This window comes from Anaerostipes butyraticus, from assembly GCF_016586355.1.
Lineage (GTDB): Bacteria > Bacillota > Clostridia > Lachnospirales > Lachnospiraceae > Anaerostipes > Anaerostipes butyraticus.
In genome coordinates this window covers 22,639-46,185 of sequence record NZ_BLYI01000047.1, presented here as the reverse complement: position 1 = coordinate 46,185, position 23,547 = coordinate 22,639, and the positions used below count along the sequence as shown (strand labels likewise).

25 protein-coding genes and 1 CRISPR repeat array are annotated in these 23,547 nt (G+C 38.5%); of the genes, 5 read left to right on the top strand and 20 right to left on the bottom strand.

The window, feature by feature from the left end; genetic code table 11:
* Positions 1-57: 57 nt before the first annotated feature.
* Together JMF81_RS11375 and JMF81_RS11370 are read right to left on the bottom strand one after the other, a co-directional pair.
* Positions 58-483: a hypothetical protein gene (locus JMF81_RS11375; RefSeq protein ID WP_201311570.1), complete on the bottom strand. Its 426-nt coding sequence runs from the start codon at positions 481-483 to the stop codon at positions 58-60.
* A gap of 192 nt (positions 484-675) precedes the next feature.
* On the bottom strand, positions 676-1,566 hold the full coding sequence (locus JMF81_RS11370) for an Rpn family recombination-promoting nuclease/putative transposase (RefSeq protein ID WP_201311569.1): 891 nt from the start codon (positions 1,564-1,566) through the stop codon (positions 676-678).
* Positions 1,567-1,927: 361 nt separating this feature from the next.
* Here JMF81_RS11370 and JMF81_RS11365 point away from each other — a divergent pair, with 361 nt between their 5' ends.
* Positions 1,928-3,166, top strand: a complete 1,239-nt coding sequence (locus tag JMF81_RS11365) for a nucleotidyltransferase domain-containing protein (protein ID WP_201311568.1) — start codon at positions 1,928-1,930, stop codon at positions 3,164-3,166.
* Positions 3,167-3,213: 47 nt separating this feature from the next.
* Here the strand turns inward: JMF81_RS11365 and xerA are convergent, their stop codons facing one another.
* Entirely contained in the window at positions 3,214-4,209 is a 996-nt protein-coding gene (gene xerA / locus JMF81_RS11360; RefSeq protein WP_201311567.1) for a site-specific tyrosine recombinase/integron integrase, read from the bottom strand.
* Between the two features lie 378 nt (positions 4,210-4,587).
* Here xerA and JMF81_RS11355 point away from each other — a divergent pair, with 378 nt between their 5' ends.
* The 4 genes from JMF81_RS11355 to JMF81_RS11340 all read left to right on the top strand — a co-directional run bounded on the left by JMF81_RS11355 (position 4,588) and on the right by JMF81_RS11340 (position 7,323).
* Positions 4,588-5,016, top strand: a complete 429-nt coding sequence (locus JMF81_RS11355) for a hypothetical protein (protein ID WP_201311566.1) — start codon at positions 4,588-4,590, stop codon at positions 5,014-5,016.
* Positions 5,017-5,096: 80 nt separating this feature from the next.
* On the top strand, positions 5,097-5,951 hold the full coding sequence (locus JMF81_RS11350) for a hypothetical protein (protein WP_201311565.1): 855 nt from the start codon (positions 5,097-5,099) through the stop codon (positions 5,949-5,951).
* Positions 5,948-7,060, top strand: coding sequence for a radical SAM/SPASM domain-containing protein (locus JMF81_RS11345; protein ID WP_201311564.1), 1,113 nt, complete (start codon positions 5,948-5,950; stop codon positions 7,058-7,060). Before JMF81_RS11350 ends, JMF81_RS11345 begins: the two co-directional genes overlap by 4 nt.
* Complete coding sequence (locus JMF81_RS11340; RefSeq protein ID WP_201311563.1) at positions 7,057-7,323, top strand: PqqD family protein; 267 nt, start codon at positions 7,057-7,059, stop codon at positions 7,321-7,323. The genes JMF81_RS11345 and JMF81_RS11340 overlap by 4 nt, the downstream gene beginning before the upstream one ends.
* 73 nt (positions 7,324-7,396) lie before the next feature.
* Here the strand turns inward: JMF81_RS11340 and JMF81_RS11335 are convergent, their stop codons facing one another.
* The 17 genes from JMF81_RS11335 to JMF81_RS11255 all read right to left on the bottom strand — a co-directional run bounded on the left by JMF81_RS11335 (position 7,397) and on the right by JMF81_RS11255 (position 23,475).
* Entirely contained in the window at positions 7,397-8,239 is an 843-nt protein-coding gene (locus JMF81_RS11335; protein WP_201311562.1) for a hypothetical protein, read from the bottom strand.
* 4 nt (positions 8,240-8,243) lie between these two features.
* On the bottom strand, positions 8,244-9,146 hold the full coding sequence (locus tag JMF81_RS11330) for a metallophosphoesterase (protein WP_243282616.1): 903 nt from the start codon (positions 9,144-9,146) through the stop codon (positions 8,244-8,246).
* A 90-nt stretch (positions 9,147-9,236) separates the two neighbouring features.
* Entirely contained in the window at positions 9,237-9,701 is a 465-nt protein-coding gene (locus tag JMF81_RS11325; protein ID WP_201311561.1) for a VanZ family protein, read from the bottom strand.
* Between the two features lie 90 nt (positions 9,702-9,791).
* Positions 9,792-10,388, bottom strand: a complete 597-nt coding sequence (locus JMF81_RS11320; protein ID WP_201311560.1) for a hypothetical protein — start codon at positions 10,386-10,388, stop codon at positions 9,792-9,794.
* A complete protein-coding gene (locus tag JMF81_RS11315; RefSeq protein WP_201311559.1) occupies positions 10,389-10,649 on the bottom strand; it encodes a hypothetical protein in 261 nt (86 codons plus the stop codon).
* Positions 10,650-10,742: 93 nt separating this feature from the next.
* Positions 10,743-11,774 (bottom strand): hypothetical protein, encoded by a 1,032-nt coding sequence (locus JMF81_RS11310; protein ID WP_201311558.1) that lies wholly within the window; start codon positions 11,772-11,774, stop codon positions 10,743-10,745.
* 3 nt (positions 11,775-11,777) lie between these two features.
* Complete coding sequence (hxsA3, locus tag JMF81_RS11305; protein ID WP_201311557.1) at positions 11,778-12,302, bottom strand: His-Xaa-Ser repeat protein HxsA3; 525 nt, start codon at positions 12,300-12,302, stop codon at positions 11,778-11,780.
* 11 nt (positions 12,303-12,313) lie between these two features.
* On the bottom strand, positions 12,314-13,216 hold the full coding sequence (locus JMF81_RS11300) for an MORN repeat-containing protein (RefSeq protein ID WP_201311556.1): 903 nt from the start codon (positions 13,214-13,216) through the stop codon (positions 12,314-12,316).
* Between the two features lie 17 nt (positions 13,217-13,233).
* Positions 13,234-14,625 carry a His-Xaa-Ser system radical SAM maturase HxsB gene (gene hxsB, locus JMF81_RS11295; protein WP_201311555.1) on the bottom strand — a complete coding sequence of 464 codons (1,392 nt, stop codon included), beginning with the start codon at positions 14,623-14,625 and terminating at the stop codon, positions 13,234-13,236.
* A 5-nt stretch (positions 14,626-14,630) separates the two neighbouring features.
* A complete protein-coding gene (gene hxsC / locus JMF81_RS11290; protein WP_201311554.1) occupies positions 14,631-15,728 on the bottom strand; it encodes a His-Xaa-Ser system radical SAM maturase HxsC in 1,098 nt (365 codons plus the stop codon).
* Complete coding sequence (locus JMF81_RS11285) at positions 15,722-16,762, bottom strand: prepilin peptidase (protein WP_201311553.1); 1,041 nt, start codon at positions 16,760-16,762, stop codon at positions 15,722-15,724. The genes hxsC and JMF81_RS11285 overlap by 7 nt, the downstream gene beginning before the upstream one ends.
* Entirely contained in the window at positions 16,746-16,976 is a 231-nt protein-coding gene (locus JMF81_RS11280) for an HxsD-like protein (RefSeq protein ID WP_201311552.1), read from the bottom strand. The genes JMF81_RS11285 and JMF81_RS11280 overlap by 17 nt, the downstream gene beginning before the upstream one ends.
* Complete coding sequence (gene hxsD, locus JMF81_RS11275; RefSeq protein WP_201311551.1) at positions 16,966-17,337, bottom strand: His-Xaa-Ser system protein HxsD; 372 nt, start codon at positions 17,335-17,337, stop codon at positions 16,966-16,968. The genes JMF81_RS11280 and hxsD overlap by 11 nt, the downstream gene beginning before the upstream one ends.
* Positions 17,319-17,987, bottom strand: a complete 669-nt coding sequence (locus JMF81_RS11270) for a helix-turn-helix domain-containing protein (protein WP_201311550.1) — start codon at positions 17,985-17,987, stop codon at positions 17,319-17,321. The genes hxsD and JMF81_RS11270 overlap by 19 nt, the downstream gene beginning before the upstream one ends.
* 354 nt (positions 17,988-18,341) lie before the next feature.
* Positions 18,342-18,662: a hypothetical protein gene (locus JMF81_RS11265; protein WP_201311549.1), complete on the bottom strand. Its 321-nt coding sequence runs from the start codon at positions 18,660-18,662 to the stop codon at positions 18,342-18,344.
* Between the two features lie 112 nt (positions 18,663-18,774).
* A complete protein-coding gene (locus JMF81_RS11260) occupies positions 18,775-19,467 on the bottom strand; it encodes a hypothetical protein (RefSeq protein WP_201311548.1) in 693 nt (230 codons plus the stop codon).
* Between the two features lie 186 nt (positions 19,468-19,653).
* Positions 19,654-21,578: a CRISPR direct-repeat array (repeat unit 30 nt; unit sequence ATTTAAAAACATCTTATGTTATTGTTTAAC).
* A gap of 193 nt (positions 21,579-21,771) precedes the next feature.
* The gene (locus tag JMF81_RS11255) at positions 21,772-23,475 is read right to left on the bottom strand and encodes an AAA family ATPase (protein WP_201311547.1); all 1,704 of its coding nucleotides are present in this window, start codon (positions 23,473-23,475) and stop codon (positions 21,772-21,774) included.
* Between the last annotated feature and the right edge of the window lie 72 nt (positions 23,476-23,547).

Sequence of the window (23,547 nt, the reverse complement as noted above, 5' to 3'; positions counted from 1 at the left end):
TCAAAAAAAGATGGAGACACCTCCATCTTTTGATCACTATGTTTGATTATATTAAAATTAAGAACGGTTTGGATGACCTGGAGTAGTTTCTGTTACCCATCCCTGATGATGCCATGTACGTCTATCACGGCCAGAGCCAGCACTGGTTGTCCAGTAGATATAATCACCAACCTCTACTTCGCTGATATTACCTTTCTGTCCATAGGTACCGTCTGTATAAATCGTACATGCCAATGTTCCAAGACCATCAGTACCGATTTCTGACATGCGTTCAGGCGTACCATCATTGTCGACGTCTGTTAACCACTGATGTCCTGTTGTTCCACAATATTCACCTCGATGATCCTGAGCTGAATTATGAATACTTGCCTCGTACCTATTTGCTTTGTTTGTAGAACAAGCCACGCCCCAGCAAACTGCTACATATTCATTCGGCATAAATTCTTCCGCATATGCCACCGGTGTTTCATACGTTTTTTTCATTCTTCTTCGTATCCCCCTTCTGCTATTAATTTATCTATGTACTGAATAGATAATCAAATCATCATTTATCTGAGGAATTTCTTCCGTAATCTATACAGAAGAAAAGTAAATTTCCAGACCAAAAAACAGGGAATCCCTCTGAATTTTAACCTTCGAGATTCCCTGCTGTTTAAAGTAAGAGTGATAACAATTTTACAATAATTGATATTCTTTTAATAACTGCTCACAGTATGCCTGGTCCTGAGCAGCACGTTGTAATTCTTCCATTTTCCCTTGTTTCATTAAGATTGTTATTAAATCTGATAATAACAGAATTCCTTCTTTTTTTCCTTCTTCTCTTCCGGTTTTTCTTCCCTCCGCTATTCCCTTTTGCCGTCCTTCCTCTTCAATCTGATCCAATATCATGCACATATTGACATCCTCCTTCTGTTTATCATCAAGTGTTACTTTCAAAAAACGATCGTCATCTGTAAACACTTTCATGAATTTTAATATTTCATCCACATGCCGAATCTTTTTCCTGCTGCCGCGATATTTCTGTCCTCTTTTTTGAGCGGCAAAAAAATCTGCAACAATCCGAAAATCACTCTGGAACATTTGAATCTGCTCATCTGTCAGATTCGGGATATGAAATACATGGAACTGATAGTCACTGCCATGGAGTTTCTCGATTTCTGGCAATTCTTCTGCCAGGGCAGAAGGCTGATTCCAGGATTTATCCCCGTAATACAATACCAGCGTTATGACAGGACAATAACTGCCTTTCCATTCTTTTAACAGCTGACTGCGGTAGGATACACCATCATACCCGATGATCCTTATGGGCATATGGTCATCCGCGTCCATCTGGTTTTCGATCCCCAGCAGTGCTTTATTATTCCCTTTGATCCAAAGCTTTAGAAGATCCCTTCTTTCTTCGTGAAGATTATTCGTATCTGCTTTATATTGGGATTCATTTGCTGTTTTCTCTAATTCGTCAGCACATATAATCTGCTTTCCCTGAAAGAGCAGTACGTTGAAGATATCAGCAAATACATCTGCATGATCTTCCAGTAGTTTCTGTGCCAGGTCTTTCTGTCCCATATAGAACACCTCCTCTGTGATTCTGATACAAAATCACAGAGAATATCCGCTGATCCTGTATCTATCTTTTCCTTACTGTTTGAAATAGCGGCAGAACTGCCATTTAACGGCATATAGATATGCGTATAAGAACTTTCATATGATAGATACAGTTTATCACAGAGTTTAACAGAAAGCAAGAATAATTTCCTTTTCTTTCCATATATTTATTATATTATAAATTGTATCACAATTGTCTGCCGTTGTAAAGAATATGAAGATGTATATTTCTGGAAGGCGGGATTCTCTGGTTGTGATTTTATGTCTTATCCCTTATAATAATCTCGACAGAAAGACCAAAAATAAAGGATGATAAGTGGTTATGAAAATCGAAACATTATTTTTATCTATTTTAAAAGATGCGTTGCATGGAAATGAAACAAACGATTTTCAGGAGCTTTCCATGGAAGAATGGGAGAAATTATTTCAGACTGCTCAGAAACAGTCAGTTGCTCCGATAATCTATCAGCAGATTTTTCATCTTCCGTCTTTTACACAGGCAGATCCTGGATTTCAGAATTTCTGGAAGATGCATACCTTAAAAGAAGCCGGAAATCAGGCGCGGTGCAGTGCTCTGTTTCTGATGCTTTATGATAAAATGCGGCAGAATGGTTTTACTCCTCTTGTGGTAAAAGGAATTGTATGCCGCAGCCTCTATCCGAATCCGGATCTGCGGATTTCAGGAGATGAGGATCTTTTAATTCCACGGGAACAATTTGCCCGCATGGATGAATTTTTATTAAAGGAAGGCTTTGTCCGGGAAAATCTGGATGAGGGGAAAGAGTATCAGGAAGTAGGATACCATCACCTGGGCAACGGGCTTTATCTGGAAATGCATATGGATCTGTTTGCAAAGGAATCTGGCGCATATGGTCATCTCAATGATCTTTTTACAGAAGCCTTTGATACTTCGGTGATTGTAAATATCCAGGGATCCGATGTTCATACTCTGCATCCTCAGCTGCATTTTTTATATCTGCTTTGCCACAGCCTGAAACATTTTCTACATTCCGGCTTTGGCGTACGCCAGGTTTGTGACATGCTTTTGTTTGCGCAGCATTATGCTTCTGACATTCACTGGACAACGCTGATCCATCTGCTGCGTGAGAATCAAATGTACGATTTTTCCATGAATCTGATGAACATTGGAGTGGAGTATTTCGGATTTACCTGGGATGATATCGCTGTTCCTAAGCCTGATGATGTGGAATTTGACAGCCTGCCGCTGCTGAATGATATGCTGGATGGAGGTATTTATGGCAAGAGTGATGCTGATCGTGTGCACAGTGCCAATATTACATTAAATGCCGCGGAAAATGAAAAGGCAAGTGCGGCTTCGGGTATTCTGGCATCGCTGTTTCCAGATAAAGATTATATTCAGACCCATTATCCATATACAAAGAAATGGAAGATTTTGCTGCCGGTTGGATACGTTCACAGGATCGGTGCCTATTTGTTGAAACGAAAATCTGCACCGAAAAACCGTAGCGGGAAGAGCAGTACGCAGATTGGAATGGAACGTGTAAGATTACTGGAAAAGTATAAAATATTGGATAAATAACAGGAAGCATGGATGTGATTTCTTTGTATCACTTCCATGCTTCTGTGCTATCCGATATATTTTCGGTGTGAATTTTTAACATTTGCTTCATTTACCATGGCATAATGCATGGTTGTATCAATGCGCACATGTCCAAGGAGTCTCTGCACCTGTTCGACCGGCATACCTTTATCGATTGCCATAGTTGCCAGCGTCCGCCTGAATTTGTGGGGATGAACATTTTCCACATGGGCTTTCTCTCCAATCTGCTTCAACCGCAGTTCAACGGCGGCAATGGTTAACCGGCGGTATGGCTTGTAGAAGGTTGTGAATAAAGCAGTGGAACTGCAATCCCTGCTTTCCAGATACTCCTGCAGATGCAGTTTGGTTTTTGCATCAAAGTATACAAGGCGCTCATGATTCCCTTTTCCGAGCACAACACACTGACGTTCTATGAAATTCACATCTGAAATATCCAGATTGACTAATTCCCCGACACGGATGCCTGTCGAGAGCAGAAGATCCAACATAGCCAAATCCCGCGGATGTTCGCAGTTTTCACGAAGCAGTTCGATGTCTTCATCACTGAAAACATCTTTGACAACTCTTGATGTTTTGATCCTGTGGATTCTGCGGACCGGACTTTTCAGGATATACTCCTCATCTTCCAGCCAGGCAAAAAAGCTGGAAAAAATACGGCGGATATTATCTATGGTCACCCGGCTGTTTTTATGAACCGCCTGATAATCCGACAGATAGTTCCTGAGATCATCGGTCTGGATGTCACAGACGGGCTGATTTAATTCTGTCAGCATCTTCTGTATTGTAGTAGAATAATATCGAAGGGTTTTTGCGGAACATCCTTCCAGTTTCTTAGATGCAACAAAACGCTGAAGGATTTCATTGTTTTCCAGCTGATAAATCTTGTCATTTGAATCCACTGGTTCTAATCTGGAAAACGCTGTTAAATGAATGCTGAGAACTTTTCGAAGTTTTCTTAATTGTGTGTGATTGAGTGTAGAATTCATGTCATCCAAGATAAGCTGAATTAATTGGTTTTTCATATCTGCCTCCCTAAGTTAAATAATGATTTATCTGACCCCACTTTTCATTTTTTCAGGAAAATATGTCTGTTTTCGCTTAAAAATGTGAATTTTTTGTGAACTGTTTTGCTGATTCTCCCTCATGAAGGCAGTTTGATTTATAGATTTTTAATTTCAGGGAATACTTTTAATGGTAAATTAGACAGGAAACTGTAATAAATCATTATTTGTTCTATAGCAGTAAACTCGTCCGCACGCGCCTTATTTTGTCCTTTTGCGCATAAACCTTGATGTTTTCTCTACTTTGGAGTAAGATAACATCATGTGAAGATGTTAGAAAAATGATGATTTATCTGAAGCAAAAATAAAATAGATAAATTAATACTTTAGAAGGGGGATATGAAAATTATGAAAAGAACCTACGAGTACCCAGAGATGTATGCAGAATTTTTTGCGCCAAATCAGTATGTAGCCGCATGCCAGGAACCAATCTACAACGTAGCGCCGACACAGGTTCGCTGTAAAACTCCTGGGCATCAAAATACACAGTATAATACCATGTTCTTGGATTCTCAAGCAGCATGTATCGTAAAATTTAATCCGGGTGTTGGTACTGCAGAAGGAGATGTATTCCATACACAGTTTGAGGCCTGTGCATATAAAGACGGATGTAATCGCCAAAACTGGCTCGCTGCTCATCCGGATGATAAAAATTTTAGGTTGCACAAACAGCAACATGATTCTCCTTGGTATGCAAATAATGGTGCTTTCATTATGCATGATACTACTATTGATTTGAGTATGGCAGAGAAATACCAGTTATCATAGGATACGAATAACAATAAAATATGAATCATGAAACAGGAAGAAGGCAACTTCTTCTTGTTTTTCTATAGAGGAAAATAACTATGATAAAAAACATAAAAGTAGCTGACATTACATTTCAGATTCGTTCGGATATTGATCTGATATGGAATGAATATATTTCCCAGTTTTTTATGTCTGATAAACCTGATACTTTTGATGCCTGCTACGATTTTTACTTAGTACCGGAATTACCAAAACCTACCGGCGATATTATTTATCACGGGCAGGATCAGATCATTTACCGGCACGAATCCGGAGAAGACCGTCAGCATTTTTTCTGGATGCACGATGAGCCTCATATGTTATACAGAGAAACTTCAAAACTCAAAGAAATTTTTTATTATAAAAAATATGAACATACTCTGACAAACCAGTATATGATTTTTAACGCTCTCGCTGCCGAAAAATTATTTTTAAAAAAGAATGCTATGATTCTCCATTCCTCTTTCATTATAAAAGATGGAAAAGCCATTCTTTTTACGGCACCTTCAGGTACCGGTAAATCTACGCAGGCAGAATTGTGGAAAAAATATGCTGATGCTGAAATTATCAACGGAGACCGCTCTCTGATTCAATATCGAAACGGCCAATGGCTTGCCTGCGGCATGCCAATCTGCGGTTCTTCTAAAATTTGTCTGAATAAAGAAGCACCGATCAGCAGCATTATATATTTGGAACAGGGGAAAGATAATCTGCTGACCCCAATTCTTCCTGCCCAGGCAGTCAGACTGCTTATGAGTGAAACAACTATTAACTTTTGGAACCAGCATTTTGTAGATCAGGTGATCCAGCTCTGGAGCAATTTTGTATCTCAAATTCCTGTATATCATTACTCATGCACCAAAGAGCCCGATGCTGTGACGACTCTTTCTAATGTACTAAGGAGCGAACTATGAATCCATTAAATTATTTGAATCCAATGGAACAGCAGTTATGTAACCGTGCGGATCTGAAGCAAATACCGATTGCCGGAAATATTGAACTGCTGCCACTTTGCAATATGGACTGCAAAATGTGTTTCGCAAAGATGACACGAGATGAAATGGAACGTCATGCGCCAATGCATTCATGGAAAGAATGGCTCAGCGTAGCTGAACAGGCAAAAGATATGGGAATGCTGTTTCTCCTTCTGACTGGTGGAGAACCTTTTCTCTATCCTGATTTCAAGAAATTATATCTGTCTTTAAAGGATATGGGAATTTTTGTTTCCATTAACTCCAACGGAACTTTGATCACAGAAGAAATCGCAAAATATTTATCCGAAAATCCTCCCCGCAGAATCAACATTACATTATATGGCGCTTCGGATGCGACCTATCAAAAGCTCTGCGGGAATCCTCATGGTTTTACACAAGTCATGCGCGGCGTAGAACTCCTGAAAAAATATCATATTGATGTAAAATTCAACTGCAGTCTGACGCCGTATAATAAACATGATTTTAATGCAATCTGTAATGTTTCTGAAAAACTGGATATTCCAATTGAATTTGGATATTATATGTTCCCTCCTGTACGAGAAAACAACATAGGAAATGAAAAATATCGTCTCACTCCTCAGGAAGCGGCCTTAATGCGAGTTAAAATCCAAAAATATCAGATGAAAGATGAATTTACAGATTATGCTGACTATTCATTAGCTCAATATCATGCTTATGAACAAAAGGATGTTTATGTTCCAGGATTTACATGCCGTTCCGGCAACAGTGTTTTCTGGATTAATTATGATGGAACCATGAGTGCCTGCAGTTTCACGCAAAATCCTTTGATCTCTGTCTTTGAAAATGATTTTTCAACTGCTTGGACACAATTAGTGGACACAATATCTCATACATATTTGTCCAAAAAATGTCACGAATGCAAAAAACGTATTTTATGCGGCAGATGTGCCGCAGCTGCGGAAAGCGAAACTGGAAATGTGAGCGGTGTGCCTGATTATTACTGCCAATTAACCGATGCTTATCTGCAATACTTATATAAAATCAAAAAAGGAGAACCTATCGAATGAAAATTAACCCTAATTTCATCATCAGAGATATTGCCGGCGAATTAGTTATTGTTCCAACAGGAACAGCTGCCCAGCATTTTAACGGTATGATTACTGTTAATTCTGTTGCCGGATTTATGTGGGAGCATATGGCGGAATGCTCCGGACCCGATGAAATGATTGATTTAGTCACATCAGAATTTGAAGTTGACCAGGAAACCGCAAAAAAAGATGTCACCGAATTCCTGACATCTCTAAAAAAAATTGGTATGATTGATTTTTGATTACTCCAGTCACCCACTTTAAAAAGCGAGGACTTGAAGGTTTTCCCTTCATTCCCCGCTTTTTTTCTGAAATCTATGCTTCGACTAATTTCCCCAACTCTTCTACTGCTGCCTCTTCCATATTACATGCATATTCATACACCGGCACATCTGCTGCCATTTCTTCTATGATCTGCCACACTTTCTGCACAAAATCCGCATTCCAGTTGTTAGCCGTCGTCTGGCTGATCAGATGTTTGATTCCTTCCACATAGGACAGTCTCCGGCCCTGATTTTCCTTTGCCTGTCCCAGGAAAACTACTCTGCTGATTGGATAATATTCATTGTGACAGATTTCTGAAGACCCGCAGATCGGCCATCCCAGCGACATCCACTGATCTCCTTTTTTACAAATCAGCGTCCGGTCTCCGTTGATTACCTCGGCGTTCTTATATTTTACCCAGAGATCCGCATGGGTCGATTTTCCAATCCCACTGGGACCGCTGAGCAGCATCACCTGATCTCCTGTTTTTACCACAGAGCAATGCAGAATTACAGACTGTCTGGCAATCATCTGCTTTTCCAATGCAAACAAAGATACAAAGATCGTATCTGCTGACAGCATATGCAGGAAGTCTTTGTGCAGGAAACAGTGAATCTCTTCCCCGCTGATTTCCTGATACACGCCATATACCACCGGCATTCCCACAATGCTGAGCCTTCTGGATTCCAGTCCATCCTTTTCAAAAATCTGGATATCCGGTCTCTGAGAGATGCACTCTCCCTCTATTTCCGGCAGCTGATCTACAATTTCCAGTCGATATACCACATCTGTCTCTGCACCTGCATCTGTCTGAAACAGCTGAAAATGTTCGGGAAATTCCAGCCCTTCTTTCGCGCATATTTCAAACGTAAAATCTCCAATCCTGTATTTCATCTTTCTATTCCTTCTCTAAATGTATAATGACTACTTCCGGTTTGTTATTAAATCGCGGCAGTTTTTCTTTTCCGCTGCCCAGTCCTCTGGTAATGATCATATTTTTCAACGTCTTAAAATGATGGATTCCATCAACATACTTCGGAAACCAGCCCTGATCTCCTCCATAGATTCCTCCCAGCACCGGCAGAATCACCTGACCGCCGTGGTTGTGCCCGCTCACCACCAGATCAATATCCCATGTTTTGGCTGCGTCACCAAAAATGAAACTGTCCGGCCGGTGCGCCATCATCAGCCGATAGGAATCCGTATCCTGAAAATCTGTCAGGAACTGATATAGCGATGGTCTCATACTTTCTTTCGTTGTTGTATTATTCCCATCCAGCGCAAACGCATAATCATACATACCGCCAAGACGTATCGCATTTCCATTTACCTGGATATCCTGATATGATTCGTCCAGTACAATAGCGCCGGCTTCCTTTAATTCATTCAGGAGATCTGACGTTCCCCGTCCGATATAATCTTCCTCCTGATTTCCAAGAGAATAATATACTGGTGCAATATCCTTCACCTGCTCAATTAATTCCACCGCCACATGACTGTCTTTGCTGATATCGTTAATCATATCCCCAGCCATCAAAATCAAATCGGGCCCCTGCCCTTTCAGCATCTGCACCAGTTCCTCATTCTTTTCACCAAAGGTATGATCATGCAGATCCGAGATCAAAGCAAGCTTCACTTCAGAATTGATACGATCTGATGATATTGTATACTCCTCTGCTTCAAGACTGTTATATGAAATATAAATTTCAACTTTTATAAACACAGCAATCGCTATGACTGCCGCAAGCACAATTCCTGCTGCCATAAAAATCCTTTTTCTTCTTTTTAAAAGATGTCCCATTTTTCACGTCCTTCTGTGCGTGCTGTATATTTTCCTTACTCCATTATAATACGTTTCATTCTGAAAAAATAGTCTTACGATGTCCAGAAATCATCTTTTCTTTCTTATTTTTTCCAGTCCAGTCATAATCCATACACCTGACAATGCCCCGGCACTGTCAAGCAGCACATCGGATATCTGACCGCTCCTTCCCGGAACAAACAGCTGATGGAATTCATCTGTCGCCGCGTATCCGGCAGCGATCAGCCACGGAAGAACCATTCTCCATTTCCAGGATTTCCTTCCGTCTGCGAAAATCCCAGCTGTCAAAAATCCAAGAACCGCATATTCCATGGCATGGGCAGTTTTTCGGATTGGATGATCGATTGCATCCGCAAAATCATCCTGTTTTGTATCGTTCCATTGCTCAAACCCCGGAATGAAAACCTCCCCTATGATCATCCCCACGTGGTTACTGTCCTGAGAAGACACATCGCCGGATCTTGAGGAAAAAGAGAAAATGAAAGCCATCCAGATCAACGTAAAAATGATAAAGAGTTTTCTTCGTAATATCATTACTGTCACCTCGTTGTTATTATAACGAAAAACGGCCAGCGATACATCGTATCAGCAGCCGCTTTTTCTTCATTTCCAGTATTTTCAAAACTAAACTGACGAATAATTCTCATTTTCAATCTTGGGAGCAAAATACCCCTTTATACAATTTGGATTTCTTACACAAATCTGTATATGCGTTCTGTCTCGGAATCCAGATCCCGGATATACAGGTTTCCCTTCAATAAAAGCTCCCCTTACACTGTCATATTCATCATTTCCATCTACCATATGATTATACAAATGAATTCTCTCTATGACGGCACAATCCAATTCTCTTATAAGCAAATCTGTGTTTTTCCCAATATTTCGATTGACTGGAAGTTCCGTATTGAAAATTCTTGATTCCTCTTTTAATAGATCATAGCCATTTTTTAACACTTGCATAGAAGCATAATCCATTAAATCCAAACAAAATCCTAAATCCAGAACAGTCCCTATTACAGCAGGTTCCTCATCTTTGCAATGTCCCTTTGCCCAATCCATAGCACGATCATAGCTGTTCTCCCAGAAATATATACCATTTCCCAGCCAATCATAAGAATTATTACTAAATTCTAATTCTTCATGATGAAATAAAATCTTTTTAAAAACTTTCTTTGTACAGCCATGAAAACCCAAAACTAAATTGGGAGAATGATGATACATCTATTTCTTTCTCCTTTTCCTGCTATAAGGATAACGATCGGTTAATGTCCCGTCTTCTTTAATAATTCCCGCCTTCATTAAATTGGACTTTGAAATTTCCTTTGCCTGCTCAACAGGCATTGAACGTAACTGGTCTATATATTCCTTCATTCCTTTTGCCTGTTTCCTGTAAATCTTTTCCATCGTACCTATTGTCATAATATCACCGCTTCTTTTGTATCGTATACACGTATCAATCTCTTTTCTGTTTCTCTCTTCCATAACGACACTTATTATAACAGACTAAAATGTCGAATTTTGTATAATCTATTATAAAGTGGTATCCTTATAAAGTCAATTACCATTTTAAATTTATTAATATATATTCTGTATCGGCATTTTGCTTCTCTTTACCACTCTGTTTTCATCGAGGTCGATATCTTTTTCATAAAGAACATACTCTTCCCCGGATTTATTTTTCTTTGTATCCAGATAAATATAATATACTTTTCCGTCCTCGTACCCTTTCAGTGCCGCATTCTTCTCCAGCAGTTCCTGATTTTTCCCTTCATAAGACATTGATACAATCTGCGTACTGTTCTGCACAAAAAGTTTCTTCCCTACATAAAAACCCTGTATATAATCTGCCAGTTTTTCCTGCTCTTTATCTTTCCAGCGAAGACGATACAGCTCCCCTTTCAGATTCAGCGCAATGATATCATCTCCCAGTACCGCAAATTTTTCTACGCCGTCTTTCATTACTACAGAAGACTGCTTTGTTTTCAAATCCAGCCGTTCCAGGCGCTGGTTCTCATCACGATTAATGTAAAAGACCTGCTCACTGTCAGCTATGATTTCTCCGGTCTTATTCTTTGATGTATATTCGTTCTTCCCATTTTTCTCAATAACCAGTGTCTGATCTTTTTCTGTACGATAAATTTTCCTGTCTCCCATTTTATTCAGATAGTTCTTACTGACCGCCGCTCCAGACAAAGCCATATTGTTGCGTATCCCCAGCATTTCTGTCTCGTAATGTTCAAAACATTCCTCACGATTACCATACACTGCATCAGACAGGAATTCGTTTAACTCATCTTTGTGATCTTCTTTTGTATATTTCGTAAACCGGTCAGCCTTCATTTCTATAGAAGCAGTCGGCATTCCATACAGCAGCAGCAAAAGAACCAGAAACTTCCGCACCGGTTTTACCTCCATCTTTATCCAGAACCAGACCGCCAAAATCAAATACAGAATCAGCAGTATCGGTGCATACGGTATCAGCCCTGGTTCCATAATAAAGAATGAAAATACTATAATTCCGCTGATGAAGATTGCAATGCCTTTTTTAATAAAAATCCATGCTTTGTTTAGTTTCTTCTCTTTTTTCTCTCGTTTCTTTAATTTCATACGCTACTCCTGTATCTCCGGCGGAACGCTGATTGCCGCATCTGCCGCATTGCTCACATCCACAACTGTATTGTTATTTGGCGCCAGGATTCCGGACACCGCCTCCAGATCAAAATCTTCAATCGTTGTAGAAACCGTTGAATTTGAATGGATTCCTGCACTGTCATCTGCGCTGTAATGGCTCGTATTTGCATGAGATGAGTGGTTGGAATGGTTGCTGTGGGAGCCATGATTACTGTGAGAACCGTGGCTGCTGTGTTCCGTAGACGAAACATGACTGGAATGTGACACATGACTCTCATGGCTGCTGTGCCCTCCCGATCCGGAACTATGGGATCGGTGGGAACTATGCGATCTGTGAGAGCTGTGAGATCTATGGGCCGCAAATACTTCATCATACATCAGCAGACTCAGAATCAGCATCATAGTACCGATCGTAATCACTTTATTTCTCGTAATGTTTCCTTCCTCTTCATAAATGAAATCTTCGATTGACTTTTTTATCTTTGGAAATAAATTATCATCCATCCTCTTTCTCCTTACTTTGAAACTTTTGTACAGGAACCCTTTTTCCAGTAAGTGGTATATTTTACAGACTTCGATTTATAGTAAGTACATGTTCCATTGGGTTTATTGCTTTGGAAATTTCCTTTAATATATGGAAATGTTTCTTTGGTATAATGATATTCGCCGCTTCCGCTCATCTTATCCTTATTCCATTTTCCGCTGTAATAATCTCCGTCTCCTTTCCAGTGATACGTGCCGGTTCCGCTTTTTAACCCCTGGGCCACTCCGCCGCTGTAAGTATCTCCATCATCGTAAGTAATACTGCAGGTTCCGCTGAATTTGCCATTTTCCACTTTTCCGTCATAGGTATCTCCATTTGACAAGACCGCTTTGGCTTCTCCTGTCAGTCTGCCATTTTTCAGTTGAAGCGTATACGTCCCCTCATTATCCGCATACTTGTATGTTCCATCTGCCAGAGCATTTTCTTTAAATACTCCTTTCAGAACATCCCCATTATTTTTCTTATATTCTCCTTCTCCCTGAATATAATCATTCTGCCATTGGCCCTTATATACGCTTCCATCCGCAAACTGAAACGTTCCATCGCCTTCGCGCTTTCCATCTTTATATCCGCCCGTATAGACCGAACCGTCTGCATAGGTATACTCACCCTCTCCATTCTTCTGGTTATCCGCAAATTCACCGGAATACACATCTCCGACATAGTACTGCAGATTTCCTTTTCCTTCTAATTTGCCGTTGAGCATTTCCCCGATATATATTCCGTTTTCCAGTTCCTTATACTGCTCTTTTCCCTGCTTTATGGCATCTTCGCTTCCCTCATTTCCAAAGCAGACAAGCAGAGCAACAAATGCAATAAACAGAACCGAAAGGCTCACCCCGACAATCGTCAGCCTTTTCCCCAATGTTTTCATAATCTTCCTGCCTCCTCTCAAATCCAGCTTTCAAAAATCTGAAAAGCCTCAGAATCCGTGAACAATATTTCAAAAATCGTATCCAGCATTCCTTTATAAATGCTGCAGCGATAGGAATTTGCCTGTCTCTCATAAATATTCTGATTGGATGCATAGTTGATCACCGGACACACTCCGCAGTACGGATGGTATACACAGTCACAGCAGCCCGGCAGCGCTTCCAGCACCGAAGCCTGGCATGTAACTTTGCAGATACGGTGATCCATTAATTCATCATAAGAAGATTCCCTCACATTTCCAAGACAGAACATGGAATCTCCCATTTCTGCAACCATCCTTCCTTCGTCACAGGTATAAATATTTCCATCATAATAATATGCCATCTGCCCGACTGCAGCCCCGCAGGGAGACCGGAGTTCCATATAATTATCCGAATATCCTGCTATGATCTTGCGAAGAAAAATCCTTGCATGACCCTCTGCAGCTTTGAGCCCTTTCTTATTGCACTCCAAAATCATCCTGAGGATTTTCCGGTAAAACCCAACGAATTCCTCCGGTTCGTATCCAATCTCATCCCAGTGTTCCTTTGCATAACCAAGCGGCGTCAGAGGCCGGATAAACAAATGATCAAACCCCATCTCCAGATATGCCTGTATAATCTTCCCCGGATCCTCAAGGCTCTGTTTCGTTGTCGTCTGAATCGCACCGGCATGCACTCCTGCATCCTGCAGCCTTTTCACATTTTTACGCACAATCTCAAAAGTCCCTCCGCCGTTCCTCATCGGCCGGTTATGGTCATGCAGCGTCTGATGTCCATCCAGCGAAGTTGACACTGATATATCATACTGTTTGAAAAACCGGATCATCTCATCTGTCAAAAGCAGGGTATTTGTCACCAGAGAATACTGAATCTCTTTATCGTTCTTCCTGGCTTCGCTGTATTCCACAATAAAGCGAAGCATTTCAAAATGAATCAGCGGCTCTCCACCCTGAAACTCAAAAGTAAGATAGTGTTCCGGCGACTGAAGCGCAATTTCCACCGCTTTCCTTGCCGTGTCCTCATCCATAGTACCCTTCAGTTCCTGGGAAGAATCCTGTGCCTGACAATAAACACAGCACATATTGCAGGCATTGGTCAGAACGAAAATATGCAGACATGTTCCGTCAAAAATGTACTGCTTATTTCCTCTGTAAGCCTCCATTGCCTTTTCCACAAAAACGGATTCTTCTGAGTTATACAGAAAGAACCTGTCTTTCAGATCCTCAACAACCTTCGGATCCATTGCCGCATAGTCTTCTTTTACAAACGCCTCAAAATCTTTAGGCCGCAGAAAATAATATCTTCCCTGCTCGTTTGAAATCAGATATCTGTCCTGAAACTTCTTAAAGTTAAAATAATTGCTCTTCATATTCCCTACCTCACCGGTTTCACTTCCGGCTTCATCAGATGTTTCGTAGATGCGAAAAATCCTCCGCATATTTCTTTTACTCTGCAGTCATCACACGCCGGCATATACCGGACTTTATAATCAGTAATACTCTTCACTGCCAGCGGCCAGTATCCCTTCTTCACTGCACATAACGGAAAATTGTACAGCTGTACATCAATTCCATGGGCAATCAAAATCTTAACAGCTGCCTCAGCTCTTTTAAACACTTCCGGATAATCCACCCACAGCTCCTCCCGGCGGACGGCTGCGCTTCCCATCATTTCCATTCCAATCAAATTCACACAAAACACTCTGGGATAATTCGACACAATATGAGCCGCCGTTTCTGTTAAATACGCTATATTTTTTCTCGATATCACCACACGTATTTCTACTTTTTGTCCCTGTTTTAAAAGATTTCGAATTCCCCGGTCCGTCTGTCGGAAACTTCCTTTTGCCTGGGTAATTCCATCATGCACCATTACTCTGGACGCATGGAGCGGAATGGCAAACCGCATACCTCTCGGCGTTTGCTCCAGCACCTGCTCTAAAAACATTTCATCCGCCAGAGAACGTCCATTGGTCAGCAGCTGAAATCCGGAATACCGAAATTTTCCCTTTAAATATTCCAAAATTTCTAAGAAATCTTTCTTCCTCAATGTCGGCTCCCCGCCCGTAATATTGATATACTCCACATCATCCGGCAGAATACAGATAAAATCCCAGAGCCATCTCAGATAATATTTCTGTTCCTGACGGCGCACAGTCTCTGACAGCGGGCACATTACACAGTTGGAATTACAATGATTCGTTACAAAAATATCGACTTCACCACTGTCCGCCGAATAATTTCGACTTATTTTCCCATCCTGTCCAATCGTAAGGACATCCCCTGTCTGCAGTTCCTCATCGCCATACTTCCATTTCAAAGGATACCAGGATCCATCCACATCCCGAAATACAGTCTCTTCTTCTGTTATCCAAAATATCGGAATTCCTGTTTCCAAATCCTTCTCCGGCAGTCCGCATACAACACGCAGCAGACGTTCTCCAAAATTCCAATCTACGATTCGTCCTACCATGCTACCAAAACCCTTATTCCTAAAAATACAAACGTTCCACAAATAATAAAAACAGCAAATGGGATTTTCCTGACAATCACAATCGTCTCTTCTCCATATTTACTGGATTCCCAGCGTTTAATTGCCTGTGTCTCTTCCTCGGTAATCCTGTATCTCATATCTTCACTGGTCTGACGCGGCAGCCCTTTGACCCTGGAGGGCATAAATTTCGCCACAGTACCATAGGACAGCACCATTCCTCTGGCAGCTTCTCTTGTCGGAATTTCCCGATAATTATAGCCGCTGACAAAATACCGGAGCAGCAGCACCAGAAACAAAATGCCATAGCTTCTCAGCATCCAAGGCTGAAAACCTGTCTTTTCCGATGTAATAAACAGCATAATATTAATACAAATCACTGCCAGCAAAACCATTCTTTTTTTGAACACTTCTTTGCTCTGGATCAAAACAGCCGCAAAAAGATTCAAAAAAGTAAAAAGCACCTGATTTCTATTATAAATCTCTCCCAGACCTCTCTGAAGCAGCAGACTTAAGCCATGAAGATACAAAAAACTAATCAAATACTGCTTTAAAAACATTTTCACATATGTCCCATTCAGCCTCACACTGTGATGAAATTCTCTTCCCCTTATATATTGAACGACAGAATCTGCCAGCACATAAAAATATGCCAGAAGAAAAATCAGCACCACATTATAAATCCCCGGCACAGCCATCTGATATCCCGTATCATAAAATCTTGCCGGAAACAAAAATGTAATAACAATCAGCAGTTTACTGTCTCCGGCAGCCCAAAAATGAAGTCCATACAATGAAACAGACAAAATAGAAATTATCAGCAGATTACGCCCGTATACTGGTAAAAATCCTGCGGCAAACCTGGTATAGTACACTATATTGACTCCGACTCCCAAAATAACCGCCCACAGCAAACACTTATTTTGTATAACTCCCCGCCTGATATCCGTCACTGCCGCATAGATTCCCAATACTCCTATAATCATCAGCAGACAAATCTCACATATCATCATCATTTTGTTCCCTTTCCTGATTCGTAAGACCAATCAGATAATTCTCAAATTCCTGCATTGTCCTCTCTTCACCATAGACACACTGAAAAAAAGAACAAACCCAGTATTCATTTCTGCTGTCCAATTGAATATCTGCCAATTTTTCATAGGCTTTTCTTGCTTCTTGTATGGACTTCTTTCCATATAAATTTTTATTCAGATATAATTTATTTTTCATACTCTTCATACCAATCTGTCAAAATGGCATCCGCATCAAACAGATTCTCTTCCTCATCTGCTCCCTCATTCTTTAAATCAATCATCGTAGAAGATAAAGCCCTCGCCACAATCATCTCACGGATATGCTTCGTCCGCTCAGACACCATCCGTCTCGTTTCCTGTGCGATCAGTTCATTTTCAAATTCTGCATACAGCCGTTCTTCCTGTTCCTCCCCTTTTGGTACAAGACTTACCAGATAATTCTCTCCCCTGACATCCAGATGAATATAAGCGCGGTCTGTAAAAGCATATGCAGCTTTCACCACTACTTCCTTTTCATATAACTCTTTCGCATAACTTTTCATAACACCTTCAGACATTCTTCCACCTTTTCCGCACACTGATTCAGAAATATCAACTGCTTTTCTGTAATATCATAGGAACACACAACCCTGAACGAATGAATCTGATTCAGACTTTTTAACTGCTGCCGGTCAATCAAAAGTTTTTTCCTTTCACTCTTAACAGCTAACGTATCCATATCCTTAAAAGCTACCTCCAGAGACTTATCCCCATTTGTTATCTGGATCCGCTTATCTTCTACACATTTATTCTGATTCGTCTTCATAATCATTTCTACGCTGTAACGATGATCCGAACGCTCTTTCAGGATTAAATGCAGGATTTCTATAAAAGTATCCATGCTGACAATATTACTTTTTAATTGCCCTTGAAACAGTTTTTCCCAAAATTCCTGCGGTGAAATAGCGGCATCAACATCATCAAAATGCTGCAGCAGCCAGCGTCTGTGCCTTTCAAAACAAGGATCGAACTCCTGCTTAATAAAAAAATTCTGAATATTTTTATAATACTCTGCACTGATTCTTCGATTTCTATTTTTCCACTTACTGATCAGACAATCTGATACTCCAATATACTTTGCGATTTCTTTCTGCGGAATTTTAGCTTCAGTCTTCAAAATCTTAAAATATCGAATGCATATATTCTCAATCAATTCATTATAAAGCATAAAAACAATCCTCCTTTCTTATATAACCTTATAAATAAAAAAAGAAGGAACTTTTGGAATGTATTTTTTATCTTTATAAGAAAATTGATAAACTTCTGGCAACTCCCCCAACATTTCAGTCATGATCCTCCGTACTCTTTTCATATTAAAAAGTATATCATACTTATTTTCACCTAAAATTGACAAATGCGACCATAAATTGACATTTTTCCTATTCTATCACTCATCTATTCTTATTACTTTATAACATAAATTTTAAAGTATTATATCAAAAAAACTCCTTTACAATAAAATAAGCTGACAGAATATCTCTATTCCATCAGCTTAGATTTATTATTTACTGTCTATGTACTATTAAGAATGATTGGTATATTCTTTAAAATGATAATGGTATCCCCATGGACTCTTGTCGTTCTCCTTTACGCATTCTTTAGGGCCATAATCTTCCAGTTCTAAATGCCCATTTGCCGTTGCATCCGGCTGCGTCATCGCCTTGTCATGATAGAAACTTCCCATGTAAATCAAATGAGGGTTTTGGATTATATCATCTTGTATGTAATTATCAATTCCTGCCGGGATCCTTTCATAAGCCATATCTATCGTTATACTGGCGCCATAAAGAACTTTCCCATCTTCTAAATACTTCGCAGGCAGATACATATTCATCTGGCACAAAATTTTGAATTCTCATTTCTGGCTGTTCCCATTTCTTTCGCATTTTCCACTACCTCCTCAGATAATTTCTTTCTCTTTATGACTATCCTTTATATCAGCACCTTTCATCCTGTCAAATAGAATTTCTCATCTTCCTTTTACACCATTCCTGGGTTCTCTTTTTCAAAAAAGACTGCAGTTCTTCCACATCAAACACTTTTAAATCTGAAACTGCCTCTTTCGGAACATTTAAATATCCCTTCAGCTCCTCCAGAATATCTCTGGATTTTCCGTAATCTACTTCTTCAATTCCCGGATTTCTTACTTCCGTATTTAGGTTCAACGGAATATGGTACTTATCAATTAGATAGCAGTTCATCTTTGTGTAGTCACCATAATAATATTCCCCGGAAAAAAACTGTTTAACTGATAACCTTTTTCCCGATTTTTTCAACACCGCCCAGGTAACTTCATCCCACTTCTCCACTTTCCGCCCCTTTGTATCCTGAAACTCTACAATCTGCGGCAGATAATCCTTGAAAAATACTCTGTCAATATAGAGATGGAACTCATATCCCTGACAGCTGGTATCGCTTTTTAATGCGTGATATTTCTGATCAAACAATTCCAGATCCGGATACTCTACAATATTTCCATGATATTTAGGATTCCGAAAATGAGAAGCATCTTTGTTCTTTGTGGCATCCGGAAGCAGACATCCAATCAGAAAATCATTTCTTTCCTTGGAATCTATATGAACATTATAATCCTGCAGCGTATTAAGCGCTATGACGCCCGCAGTCAAATGAAGAATAAAACCAGGCATATGAAACCTCCTTAATTGTTTTCCTTATGTACCCTTATCGTTGCTCAATATCAGATAATTTTAACATAATGATTGCATTTCTTCTCTGAATTATACATACAAAGAATTTTAACATATTGACATTCATATAGCACAAACTGTATAAAATATATTTTTATATGTAAGTTTCTATTTAGTTTTTTCAATAAATTCATACATCTTATGTTATTGTTTAACATCTGGCAGTGGATGACAAAACATTACAACAAGCCTTATTTAAAAACATCTTATGTTATTGTTTAACAGGATTATCAATCCCTGTCATTGCGGACTATAAAAAATTTAAAAACATCTTATGTTATTGTTTAACACTAGATGTATAAGGATACATCCCCGAACTGAGTACAATTTAAAAACATCTTATGTTATTGTTTAACACTTAAATGTTTTCCGGATAATTACAATACATTATTTAAAAACATCTTATGTTATTGTTTAACATTCGTCAAACTGATTCATATAATCTTCATACTGCATTTAAAAACATCTTATGTTATTGTTTAACTTTACACCGCTTTCACCAGTGTGGACACCTTCAATTATTTAAAAACATCTTATGTTATTGTTTAACTTGCCGAACCCGTAATATATACGGTCGCACCAATCATTTAAAAACATCTTATGTTATTGTTTAACGAAGAATAAAATGTAAAGAAACCCTTAAAAGGGGGATTTAAAAACATCTTATGTTATTGTTTAACATTGAGTGGGCAAATTATCCTGCAAATGTTCCAAATTTAAAAACATCTTATGTTATTGTTTAACAACTCATGGGTGGATTAGAGTTGTAAAAGTACGCAATTTAAAAACATCTTATGTTATTGTTTAACTATGAATTCCCGGAAAAACTTTATATTGGTTATTAATTTAAAAACATCTTATGTTATTGTTTAACGTGGAAATTCATCAAGTTTCCCACATTAGGAAGGATTTAAAAACATCTTATGTTATTGTTTAACGATTAAGATATTGAAAAGTTTAGGACATACAGTTTAATTTAAAAACATCTTATGTTATTGTTTAACTTCAAACTCTTTCAGACTTTCCTGCGCATTATCAAGCATTTAAAAACATCTTATGTTATTGTTTAACTGTATCTATTTGATTCTCAATCGGATTCTACATCGAAATTTAAAAACATCTTATGTTATTGTTTAACGTTTCCGGGGAGTTGCACGCAGTTATGAAAGAATATTTAAAAACATCTTATGTTATTGTTTAACTTTTTCCGGCGTTTGATATATCCTTCATCTTCTAAGATTTAAAAACATCTTATGTTATTGTTTAACTGTAAGGACTCGAGCGCCTGTTCCAGCTTATCCAGCAATTTAAAAACATCTTATGTTATTGTTTAACGATTTACTAAATCCATTCTATCACCTTCTTTCCTAATTTAAAAACATCTTATGTTATTGTTTAACTTTTGTCTTTCATATTTAGAGAATTATCAGAGAGATTTAAAAACATCTTATGTTATTGTTTAACATGTATTACATAGGAAGTATTTCACAAGTTGAATTATTTAAAAACATCTTATGTTATTGTTTAACAAAAGGCAGTACACAGGAAAGGTACTGTCTTTTTCATTTAAAAACATCTTATGTTATTGTTTAACAGAATATGCTGTAAATTGTTGCGGTGTTAAAATCCTATTTAAAAACATCTTATGTTATTGTTTAACAGACCTCTGCAGTAAAAGGTGTAATTGTCCAATATAATTTAAAAACATCTTATGTTATTGTTTAACTTTGACCGGAACCTTAAAAAATACAGCCATGGAGCAATTTAAAAACATCTTATGTTATTGTTTAACCGATCGAAGAAGCGCTAATGAATGGCGGAGATGATTTAAAAACATCTTATGTTATTGTTTAACGAGTGCAAGCATTGTAACCTCCGAAACGTCACTTTTATTTAAAAACATCTTATGTTATTGTTTAACTATTTACATGCTACAGTCACATAACGCCCATTAAATTTAAAAACATCTTATGTTATTGTTTAACAATTAATCAAGTTGTTTCTGGAACATCCACAGGAAAATTTAAAAACATCTTATGTTATTGTTTAACCAATGGAAAATCATCCTTTTTTCTTTCTGATGTTTCATTTTTCCTTGTATTCTCGCTGTTTTCGTAATTTTTACCAGCTATCCATGAAAAAATATTTTTCTGACAGAAACCGCGTATTTTCACGTCTTTCCTGTGATTTTATCTTTTTCAGCTGGTAAATTTTATTGTATCTCCTATTCCTTTCATTTTAAACTCACCTCATAACCACCATACATTCTTTTTCATAAAATGCAATCCCATATTTCATTATCTTTTTCATTCCCTGCCGCTGCAGACCAACATCATATTTCCGTTCTTCTATTTGTTTTAATGCTGCTTTACAAGCCGCTTGCAAATTTCCATCATGCGCATATTTAAGTTCAATTATGATTCCTGTCCTTTCCGGGGTACAAACAGAAATATCACTATATCCTTCCCCCATCTCTGCATTGGACTGCGTCATCCAATTTTCCTGACTATTTAACATACCTAAAAGCATTCCATGATAGAAATTTTCCTTCATATTTTTTCTTACTGCAGTATCACGCACGCTGATGGAATTCCACAAATAATCATTCAGCATATCTTGAATCAATGCCGCATCTCCTCTTGAGAAAGCACTGCAAAAGCGATTGATTCTGGAAGTGTCCGCAAGCGTTGTTTCCTGAAACCAGTCTTTGACCAAATCAGTGAACAACTTACGAATTTCCTTGTTTGGAATTGCTAATTTCATCAACTCTTCATCTTCCAGATCAGAATGTCTTTTCGTCAAATATCCTGTCGCATACAACACACTCCAAAGATTGTCAATGGAATCATCAAGTTCAGGATATGTCAATTCCTCTTTCACTGCCTTCAAAATGGTTCTCCCATCCAACAGTTTTTCAATCTCATTCTTTGTGTTTTTATCGGCTTTCCCGATAAAACGTCGTACCATAGCATTTCCACTCGTATTTGCCCAATAATTTTTGGGCCGTGTTTGAGGGTTAGCTAAAAGTTCATCACAGTAATTAATCACATCCCATGGGCAATATACATTTACATTGCCAAATATATATCCATCATACCACTCTTTTATTATATCCATATAAGACGACATATCATAAAATTTCAGCATCTTTTCTACATCTGCATCTGTAAACCCAAAATATTCATCATATCTGACATCTGAAATTGTATGTACTTTCAAATTGTTTAGTCCCGTAAAAATGCTTTCTTTAGAGATACGAAGACATCCTGTCAGGACCGCAAAATAAAGTGCATCATTCGTCTTTAATACATTCCCCAGCATATTTCGAAGCAATGATACCATTTCATTATAATATCCTTGCTGAAATGCCTTGTCCAACGGAACATCATATTCATCAATCAATAAAATTACTTTTTGACCGTAGTGTTTTTCCAAAAGCTGTGTAAGAATTTGCAGACTATCTGTTAATATCGAATCTGTCATATCAAAAAATGCCTGACTATCAGACCCAATCTTAATCAAACGACGATACGAATCTTTTTCTTCCTCAGAAAGATGGCTGCTTTTCTGAAGGAACTGAAATCTTAAAGCTTCTCTTCCAATTATATTGCACAATGCCGCATTTGCTGCTTTATAATTTAACCCATCCACGCCTTTGAGACTAATGAAAATAACCGGAAATTGTCCCATATATTTTTCACACAATTCTTTTTCCCGCATAATTTTCAAACCATTAAACAAAGTTCTCTCACAGCCAACTTCAAAAAAGCATTTTATCATACTCATATTAAGTGACTTTCCAAAACGTCTTGGTCGTGTAAACAAGTTTACCTTTCCCCAATTTTCTAACAGTTCCTTTATAAAAAGTGTTTTATCTGCATAATAAAAATTTTCTCTTTGGAATTCCTCAAAATTTTCAATACCAACAGGCAATTTTTTATTTTTCAATTTTTCTCACACCTCTTTCTTATGATCAATCATAAGTATTGATACAAAACGCCATACCCCAATAAAACATGA

Coding starts and splice junctions, on each gene's coding strand:
- JMF81_RS11375 (WP_201311570.1), bottom strand. CDS start 483: ATGAAAAAAACGTATGAAACACCGGTGGCATATGCGGAAGAATTTATG.
- JMF81_RS11370 (WP_201311569.1), bottom strand. CDS start 1,566: ATGGGACAGAAAGACCTGGCACAGAAACTACTGGAAGATCATGCAGAT.
- JMF81_RS11365 (WP_201311568.1), top strand. CDS start 1,928: ATGAAAATCGAAACATTATTTTTATCTATTTTAAAAGATGCGTTGCAT.
- xerA (WP_201311567.1), bottom strand. CDS start 4,209: ATGAAAAACCAATTAATTCAGCTTATCTTGGATGACATGAATTCTACA.
- JMF81_RS11355 (WP_201311566.1), top strand. CDS start 4,588: ATGAAAATTATGAAAAGAACCTACGAGTACCCAGAGATGTATGCAGAA.
- JMF81_RS11350 (WP_201311565.1), top strand. CDS start 5,097: ATGATAAAAAACATAAAAGTAGCTGACATTACATTTCAGATTCGTTCG.
- JMF81_RS11345 (WP_201311564.1), top strand. CDS start 5,948: ATGAATCCATTAAATTATTTGAATCCAATGGAACAGCAGTTATGTAAC.
- JMF81_RS11340 (WP_201311563.1), top strand. CDS start 7,057: ATGAAAATTAACCCTAATTTCATCATCAGAGATATTGCCGGCGAATTA.
- JMF81_RS11335 (WP_201311562.1), bottom strand. CDS start 8,239: ATGAAATACAGGATTGGAGATTTTACGTTTGAAATATGCGCGAAAGAA.
- JMF81_RS11330 (WP_243282616.1), bottom strand. CDS start 9,146: ATGGGACATCTTTTAAAAAGAAGAAAAAGGATTTTTATGGCAGCAGGA.
- JMF81_RS11325 (WP_201311561.1), bottom strand. CDS start 9,701: ATGATATTACGAAGAAAACTCTTTATCATTTTTACGTTGATCTGGATG.
- JMF81_RS11320 (WP_201311560.1), bottom strand. CDS start 10,388: ATGTATCATCATTCTCCCAATTTAGTTTTGGGTTTTCATGGCTGTACA.
- JMF81_RS11315 (WP_201311559.1), bottom strand. CDS start 10,649: ATGGAAGAGAGAAACAGAAAAGAGATTGATACGTGTATACGATACAAA.
- JMF81_RS11310 (WP_201311558.1), bottom strand. CDS start 11,774: ATGAAATTAAAGAAACGAGAGAAAAAAGAGAAGAAACTAAACAAAGCA.
- hxsA3 (WP_201311557.1), bottom strand. CDS start 12,302: ATGGATGATAATTTATTTCCAAAGATAAAAAAGTCAATCGAAGATTTC.
- JMF81_RS11300 (WP_201311556.1), bottom strand. CDS start 13,216: ATGAAAACATTGGGGAAAAGGCTGACGATTGTCGGGGTGAGCCTTTCG.
- hxsB (WP_201311555.1), bottom strand. CDS start 14,625: ATGAAGAGCAATTATTTTAACTTTAAGAAGTTTCAGGACAGATATCTG.
- hxsC (WP_201311554.1), bottom strand. CDS start 15,728: ATGGTAGGACGAATCGTAGATTGGAATTTTGGAGAACGTCTGCTGCGT.
- JMF81_RS11285 (WP_201311553.1), bottom strand. CDS start 16,762: ATGATGATGATATGTGAGATTTGTCTGCTGATGATTATAGGAGTATTG.
- JMF81_RS11280 (WP_201311552.1), bottom strand. CDS start 16,976: ATGAAAAATAAATTATATCTGAATAAAAATTTATATGGAAAGAAGTCC.
- hxsD (WP_201311551.1), bottom strand. CDS start 17,337: ATGTCTGAAGGTGTTATGAAAAGTTATGCGAAAGAGTTATATGAAAAG.
- JMF81_RS11270 (WP_201311550.1), bottom strand. CDS start 17,987: ATGCTTTATAATGAATTGATTGAGAATATATGCATTCGATATTTTAAG.
- JMF81_RS11260 (WP_201311548.1), bottom strand. CDS start 19,467: ATGCCTGGTTTTATTCTTCATTTGACTGCGGGCGTCATAGCGCTTAAT.